Origin of the sequence: Trichocoleus sp. FACHB-46, assembly GCF_014695385.1 — a bacterium.
In the GTDB taxonomy this organism is placed as follows: domain Bacteria; phylum Cyanobacteriota; class Cyanobacteriia; order FACHB-46; family FACHB-46; genus Trichocoleus.
Genome location: NZ_JACJOD010000087.1, coordinates 1 through 7,190 on the forward strand (window position 1 = coordinate 1; position 7,190 = coordinate 7,190).

General features: G+C 49.1%; 5 protein-coding genes. 3 read left to right on the forward strand and 2 right to left on the reverse strand.

Features of this window, described 5'->3' with window-relative positions:
- Positions 1 to 341: transposase (locus H6F72_RS29230; RefSeq protein ID WP_190443498.1), on the forward strand; the 341-nt coding region annotated here is incomplete at its 5' end.
- Positions 342 to 434: 93 nt separating this feature from the next.
- Here H6F72_RS29230 and H6F72_RS29235 read toward each other — a convergent pair.
- Positions 435 to 2,213 carry an AAA-like domain-containing protein gene (locus H6F72_RS29235; RefSeq protein ID WP_190443500.1) on the reverse strand — a complete coding sequence of 593 codons (1,779 nt, stop codon included), beginning with the start codon at positions 2,211 to 2,213 and terminating at the stop codon, positions 435 to 437.
- 426 nt (positions 2,214 to 2,639) lie between these two features.
- Here H6F72_RS29235 and H6F72_RS29240 point away from each other — a divergent pair, with 426 nt between their 5' ends.
- Positions 2,640 to 6,485, forward strand: coding sequence for an AAA-like domain-containing protein (locus tag H6F72_RS29240; RefSeq protein WP_190443502.1), 3,846 nt, complete (start codon positions 2,640 to 2,642; stop codon positions 6,483 to 6,485).
- A gap of 57 nt (positions 6,486 to 6,542) precedes the next feature.
- Here H6F72_RS29240 and H6F72_RS29245 read toward each other — a convergent pair whose 3' ends face one another.
- Positions 6,543 to 6,707 (reverse strand): hypothetical protein, encoded by a 165-nt coding sequence (locus tag H6F72_RS29245; protein ID WP_190443504.1) that lies wholly within the window; start codon positions 6,705 to 6,707, stop codon positions 6,543 to 6,545.
- 286 nt (positions 6,708 to 6,993) lie between these two features.
- On the opposite strand from H6F72_RS29245, the gene H6F72_RS29250 reads away from it, so the two are divergent.
- Positions 6,994 to 7,190 (forward strand): hypothetical protein (locus H6F72_RS29250; RefSeq protein WP_190443506.1); only part of this gene is annotated, 197 nt, incomplete at its 3' end.

Below are 7,190 nucleotides of genomic sequence, written 5' to 3' on the forward strand. Positions count from 1 at the left end.
TCTATGTGCTCAAGTCGGGTAAGCGGACCGAGCGAGTCAGCTGGGTTGCCGTTTTGAAAGCGGGACGTCTGTTTGCACCTATGACGTTTGCGGGTGCTTGTAATCGAGCCTTGGTGGTTGTGATGGACAATGCCAGTTTTCATCATTCCCAGAGCATTGAGGAAATAGTGGCAGCAGGCTGCGAGATTTGGTATCTGCCTCCTTATTCTCCAGATTTGAACCCGATTGAGCACTGGTGGTTTGTGCTGAAGAATTGGATGCAACAGCGATGGGATGAGTTTGACAACTTTCGTGATTGTGCGGATGCTGCTTTCAAGCAATGTCCTAAGGTGCATCCGTAGGGCCATATATCTCTTTACAAACACTTTCTTAGGCAAGAGCCTGCGGAGCTTCTTAGAACAGAGTGGGTTGATGTCTTGATGTACAAGTGTTTTCTATAGACAATGGCAGAAGTATTGGCGATAGAGCTGGCATCTGGGTACGCCATCATGACCAACAAGTTTTACAAGCCCCATACTGCTGAGTTTGAAGGCTTGCTCGGAGGGCAACCGCACTGGGGCGTTGCAAAACACGACCTCTCGAAAGGCCTGGATTAAGGGTGGATTGCGTTCGAGATTGCTAAGATGACGATGGAGATGATCGGCGTAAATACCGCCTTCGGTTGGCGCAGTCTGCAAGAGTTGCTCTAAGCTCAAATTTAGATGGGCGATCGCATAGAGTGCCAGTCGAATTAAGAAGGGATGTCCTCCGACTAACCCCATCAACGCTTGAATCATTTGGGACTGCTGAGGCAGACCGTATCGCTGCACCAGTTCCCCAACCTGACTGGTCGTAAGTTCTGGTAGCTCAATGGGTAGCCCTACATTAAATGGAGACTTGTTTATATCTAGTGGGATGTAAACCTCGGTGGAATGGACCACAATCAGGCGAATGTTTTTCCAGATCTCTCGCCGTTTTGCTTCTTCATGCAAAGCACGCAGCAATCCAAAGAAATCATCAGCAATTTCAAGACTGGCAAAGACGCGATCGACTTCATCTAATCCCAATGTCAAGGGAGTCGCAAGCTGCGGCAGTAAGTACTGTTCAAAATAGGCTTTACAGCATTGGTTACTGCCAATCAAGTTCGCAAGCTGCCAATGCTTTGCTAATTGCTCTGGATCAAGAAGACCCAATTCTAAGCTAATACTGGCACAAAACCACTGGAGAAATGTATCTGAATTGTTGAAGATGCGCTGATTAGCAAGCTGGAAGCTCAGTGGCACAATCCGAGATCCTTGCTGTTCTGCTTGATGTAATATCCGCGCCATTAATGAAGTTTTTCCCATCTGCCGGGGCGCTTTAATCCGAATCAGTGCACCGGGTTGGGCGATCGCCTCATAACACAGTGTCTCAATAGGGGGGCGCTGAATGTAAAATCTCGACTCAAGATCCATCTGCCCCCCTGGAATTTCAGGAGAAGCGGTCGGCAGGGGCGGAGTAGGGGCGCGAGTCGCCGGAGCCGTCAGCTGTGTCCAAGGAATGGCTAGCTCATGATTAGCCGGTAGCGCTATCCGCTGCTGATTGAATACTTCCAACAGTGCTGACGCAAAACGCGTGGGCAACTCAGAGAGCTGCCATTGCCACGGCTGGCTTTCCTGCAAATAATTCAGCAGATCAAACGGCAATCGCTGTATCCAGGGCAGATTAACTGCGATGGGTAAGATAGTGGGCTGCTGTGTCTTATCCCATAACTCTCTGGCTAGCTGAACATTGGCCAGGGTTGCTTCACTAACAGCAGATTGCTCGGTTAACAACAGTAGCCAATAGTCAGAGGATTGCAAGGTTTCTGCTCGAAGGAGGGGCGTTGGGGCAATCGCCACCTGATAGGGAGTCTGAGCAAAATACTGTTGGAGCTGAGTTGATAACTCGACACTACCTACATCACCACTGATCAAAATCGTTGCAGCATATCCCTGGGCTTCCGGTTCTTCTACCTGCTCCACTAGTGGCTCAGCCTCTAAATCCACCAGATCGCGCCAGTCCTGCCCTAGAGCTTGAGAAAGTTCTACAAAATTCACGAAGTCTACAGATTTACCATTGAGAAAATGACTAACTGTCGATTGGGCCATCTCTAGGTGTTCGGCCAGAATCCGTTGACTGGGAAAGCCATTTCGCAACAGGGACAGTTTGACGCGAGAGATGCAGGATTGGCGAAGTTTGAGCGATCGCGGCATGGTCAGAAATCACAGTAGGCCTAGTTGGTGTATCTCATTAGCGCATTAATGCAGAGTTCAGGCTCGGACAGCGTTTTGATGAAATTCTAGCTTGTATCGCAATTTGGGCGTTGCTGAATAGAAGTATGATTTTGCAAAATCCTGAACAGGTTTTCAGGGGTTACAGCATTCAATTCATACCTCAAGTCACCAACACCGCAATTGAAAGGGGCGATCGCTCACATACAGCTCGTATTAGTTTTCTGCCCACCTCTAAAAATCATAATTCAAGCTGGATGTGCTATTACTGACATCTCCATAAAGTCGATGGCAACTCAATCACAACTCGAAGTTCTCCCTCCTGAACTCATTAATTGATTGGGTTTCATAGGAAATGACAACGGATTCCTTCCGAATCTATTCCCCTCATTTCTCGTCTAAATCGCTATGGCTGCACAAAAAGATCACGCTGCGATCGCTACCTACTACCAGGTAGGCGGCACCTTGCCTAAACATGCTGCTACTTACATTAAGCGGCAGGCTGACCTTGATTTGTATCAGGGGTTGAAAGCGGGAGAATTTTGCTATGTTCTGAATTCTCGGCAGATGGGCAAATCGAGTCTTCAAGTGCAGGTGATGAATCGCTTGCAGGTGGAAGGAACTGCCTGTGTCACAATCGATATTTCAGATATTGGCAATCAGGTGTCGCTAGAGCAGTGGTATGGCGGCGTTGCCTACAAGCTGGCGGGCAGCCTGAATGTGTTCACCTCTAAAGAATTCATGGACTGGTGGAGCGATTGCGCTTCACTTTCACCGGTGCAACGGTTGAGTCAGTTGATTGAAGAGGTTCTGCTGAAGCAGTCTCAGCCTATTGTAGTTTTCATTGATGAAATTGACAGCGTTCTGAGCTTTCGTGATTCACTGGATGATTTCTTTGTGCTGATTCGTGCCTGCTATAACAAACGGGCGCATAACCCAGCCTATCAGCGTTTAACGTTTGCACTGTTGGGCGTTGCCACCCCTAGCGACCTGATCAGTGACACCAAGCGCACCCCCTTCAACATTGGTCGAGCCATTGACTTACAGGGATTTGCTGAGCCCGAAGCGCAAGTTTTATCAGAGGGATTGACAGAAATCGTTGACTCGCCTCAAACAGCATTGCATGAAATTTTGCGCTGGACAGGTGGACAACCGTTTCTGACGCAAAAGGTATGTCAATTAGTGGTGCAGGAGTGGAGGCGTGACGAAACAGACCATTCCACGACCCCATCACTCCGTGACTCGATCGAGCGCCTCATTCAAACCCACATGATCAATAATTGGGAAGCACAGGATTACCCTGAGCATCTCAAAACCATTCGCGATCGCCTGCTGCGGAATGAGCAACGAGCCGGTCGATTATTGGGGCTTTATCAACAGATATTACTGGCTCCAGATCGATCGATTCCAGCAGATGATTCGGCTGAGCAGATGGCGCTGAAGCTTTCTGGCTTGGTGGTGCAGCGCCAGGGCAAATTGTGGGTTACTAACCGGATTTATGAAACGGTGTTTGATGTCGCCTGGGTGAGTGGGCAGTTGGGCAATCTGCGGATTTATAATGACGCGATCTCTGCTTGGATAGCTTCCGAACGGGAGGATGGCTCTCGATTATTGCGGGGACAGACCTTGCGAGAAGCGCTGGATTGGTCAGTAGGAAAAAGTTTGAGCGATGAAGATTACCAATTTCTAGCAGCGAGTCAGGAGGCTGAAAATCGCACCATTCAATTAGAGAAGCTAGAGGTTCAGATCGGTTGGGATCTTGAAAAGCGCGAAAAGGAGACGATTGCCAAAGCGAATCAAATTTTGACAGTCGCTAACCATCAAGCCAAACGTCGAATCCAAATTGGTTCCCTAATTCTGGCTGTTTCTGTGGTGGGAGCAGCAATTGCGGGCACCTTCGCCAATATTGCCCTGCAAAAACAGCAGACTGCCCTGGCAGGAACTCGCCTAGAGCGACAAGGGATGAACGTTTTGCGTCAGTTTGAAACCTCGGAACTGGATGCTTTAGTCTCAGCCATGGAGGCTGGGCAGGAGTTAACCCAACTGCTGAAAGGCGATCGCCCCTGGTCCGAATATCCAGCCACCAGTCCAATTCTGGCGCTACAAGATGTCTTGAGTCAAATTCGTGAACAAAATCGGTTTACGGGCTTTCCAGTCAATCTAGGTGCAGCTGAATTTAGCCCCGATGGAGAGTTGGTTGTGACGGCTTCTGCATCTTCCTCCATAGATGTGCAATCAACGGCTCAATTGTGGACGACGCAAGGAACCTTGATCGCCAACCTGGGAGATCATGGGGGAACAAAGTTAGCAATGGGGTTTAGTGCCGATGGTAAACTGCTCGCTACATCTGGTTTTGATGGCAAAATTCGGCTCTGGAATCGAGGGGGCGATCGCCTTCGGGAGGTGCAACAGCCCAGAAACCGTGAGGTGTTTGCTCTGGCGTTTAGCCCTAATAGTGAATTCCTTGCCGCAGGGAGTTCTCAAACCGTTGATGTTTGGTCGTCTCAGGGAAGTTATAAGTCTAAATTAGAGGGCTTTGAGGGTAACATCCATACCGTTCAATTTAGCCCGGATGGGCAACATCTAGCAGCAATTGATGAACAGGGCAATGTGAAAATTGGCTCACTCAAGGTGCAAGCCCTAGCTAGTTTCAAGGCATCCGTTCCCCTAAACATGCAGTGGAGTCCCAATAGTCAGTATTTATTAACAGTTGGTCGGGAAGGGAACACTGAAGTCTGGACAGCGAAGGGCAATCGCGTCAGCGAGATCAAGTTTCCGGCAGGCGGCAATGGCTTATACAAATCAATTGCGGATGCTCAATTTACACCTAACAATGAAATCGTTGTTGTCACCGTCAATGGAGAATTGAGCTACTGGACGCCCCAAGGGAAGCAACTCCCACCCAGGATTCCTAGAGTTCCTCTCCAGCCTTTGACAATTGTTCCGGTGGAGTCAAATTTGCAACTGTCTCCTCAGGGCGATCGCTTGATTTTTAGTAATTTCGCCGGCACCATCTACTTGTTGCAACAGATCGAGTCCATGCAACCGATTGCCTCAACGCTGAAGGGGCAGGGCAGAATTTTGAATGCCTGGTTTAGCCCAGAAGGCAATCGCCTTCTCACCTTTTCCACCACAGGCACCGTTCAGGACTGGAACCTGCAAACGCAGAATCAACACCAATTAGCAGGGATTGCGCCCGGCACAACCCTCTTTTCAGACCTGAATGGAAAATCGCAGCGCATCCTTGGTGTCAATAATATCAATAATAATGAGGGCAGGGTCCTTATGTGGGATCTGGCAGGACGGCAACAGGCAACGCTGAATGTATCGGGTCAGTCTTCTCCCCATACTCAGTTCAGCCAAGATGGTCAGGTGATGGCGATCGCGAGCAGAGAAGGCTTAATTCGCCTGTGGAATCCGCAAGGTCAACTGATCCAAGAACTGACGGGCAGCCTCCCCTCCCCTGCCTCTCTTGCCTTTAGCCACAATGGTAGCCACATTGCCGCTGCTACCGCCAATAATCAGATTAACCTCTGGACTCGTGAGGGAGAATTGCTGCTGCAAACGCGCACGTCGTCTCAGGCTTCCATCAATGCTCTGAGCCTCAGTCCAAGGGGAAACTATCTTACGGTGGGTCAAATGGATGGGCATATGACGCTGTGGTCAGCCAAAGGAGAAGTTTTGGCAACTCTCAAAGCCCATGAACAGGGTATTATCGCAATGCAGTTTAGCCCCGATGATCAGCACCTGATCACTACAGGTCTGGAGGGAACAGTGAAAATTTGGACACCTCAAGGAAAGCTGATCAAAACATTGTCTCAGTTCCATCCGGATATTTATCTGATTAAATTCAGCCCAGATGGCAACTACTTTGCAACCTCTGGAGCGAACGGCAGCATTAAACTTTGGAATCGCCAAGGGCAGCTAATCACCGATTTTACAGGGAATACGGACACGACCTTTCGAATGGAATTTAGTCCCGATAGCCGCACCCTTGCCACCGTTGCTAATAGCACGCTGAAACTGTGGACCTTAGAAGGAAACTTGCTGAGCAACATCACTGTCCCCGAAGGCATTCACAACATCAGCTTCAGCGACGATGGCAAAACAATTTTCACCATTGGGACTAGCACTACAGTTCGCCATTGGCAGGTTGCCAGTTTGCCAAATCTCCTAAAGCGTGGCTGCAATTGGTTAAACAACTATTTCAATCACCATCCAGACCTGCGCACCAAACTTAGATGTTCCACCTGAGCCTATGCATTGTCTTTCAGAATTTTTACTTTACAAACAGGAAAATTTTCAAAATGTTTAGGCAGTGTATAGTTTAGCGATCGCCCCAGCGGTCTTGTCAATTAACAAAATATTTGGGTTCATACGCATATTTGGTGAAGCGATCGCCCGCTCTGATGGTAGGACTAGGTGTTGGTTGATCTGAGTTGGCGTCGCCAACTGAGCGCGGAGCAAATTCGGCAAGTGTTACAGGCGCATAGCGAAGGCAGTAGTCTGAAAGGCATTGGTCGCACGACAGGACTTGCGTATAACACAGTTGTGAGTATTGTTCGCGCTGCGAGTCATTATGCGCAACTGGTGCATAATGCTCAAGTTCGTTCTCTGTGCAACGCCGGGATCGTCCTCATCTCCATTGAATTTTTTGTCATAAACCTTTTCGCGGTTAATCTTGCTGTTAGCTTGTAACTCTAATGAATGAGCTTAAAACGTCTAAATGATGAACCGCTTTCTTACCCTGTGCTTGAGCCCGATGCTTTTGATTGCAGCCGCCTCAGGGATGGCCCAATCTGCCGCTCGCTCTGATGGGATGGCACAACTGCCACGCACCTGGCAAACCTGTCCTGCAAACGTTCCAGCCGCATCTGTTGCACCCTTCCCCAAACTGCATCCCAATGCTTTGCAGGCAAGAGTGCCCATCATGATGTATCACGACATTCTGCCAGCCAA

What these genes read in the sequence shown, in the direction of transcription:
- H6F72_RS29235 (WP_190443500.1), bottom strand. Translation starts at nt 2,213, where the DNA reads ATGCCGCGATCGCTCAAACTTCGCCAATCCTGCATCTCTCGCGTCAAA.
- H6F72_RS29240 (WP_190443502.1), top strand. Translation starts at nt 2,640, where the DNA reads ATGGCTGCACAAAAAGATCACGCTGCGATCGCTACCTACTACCAGGTA.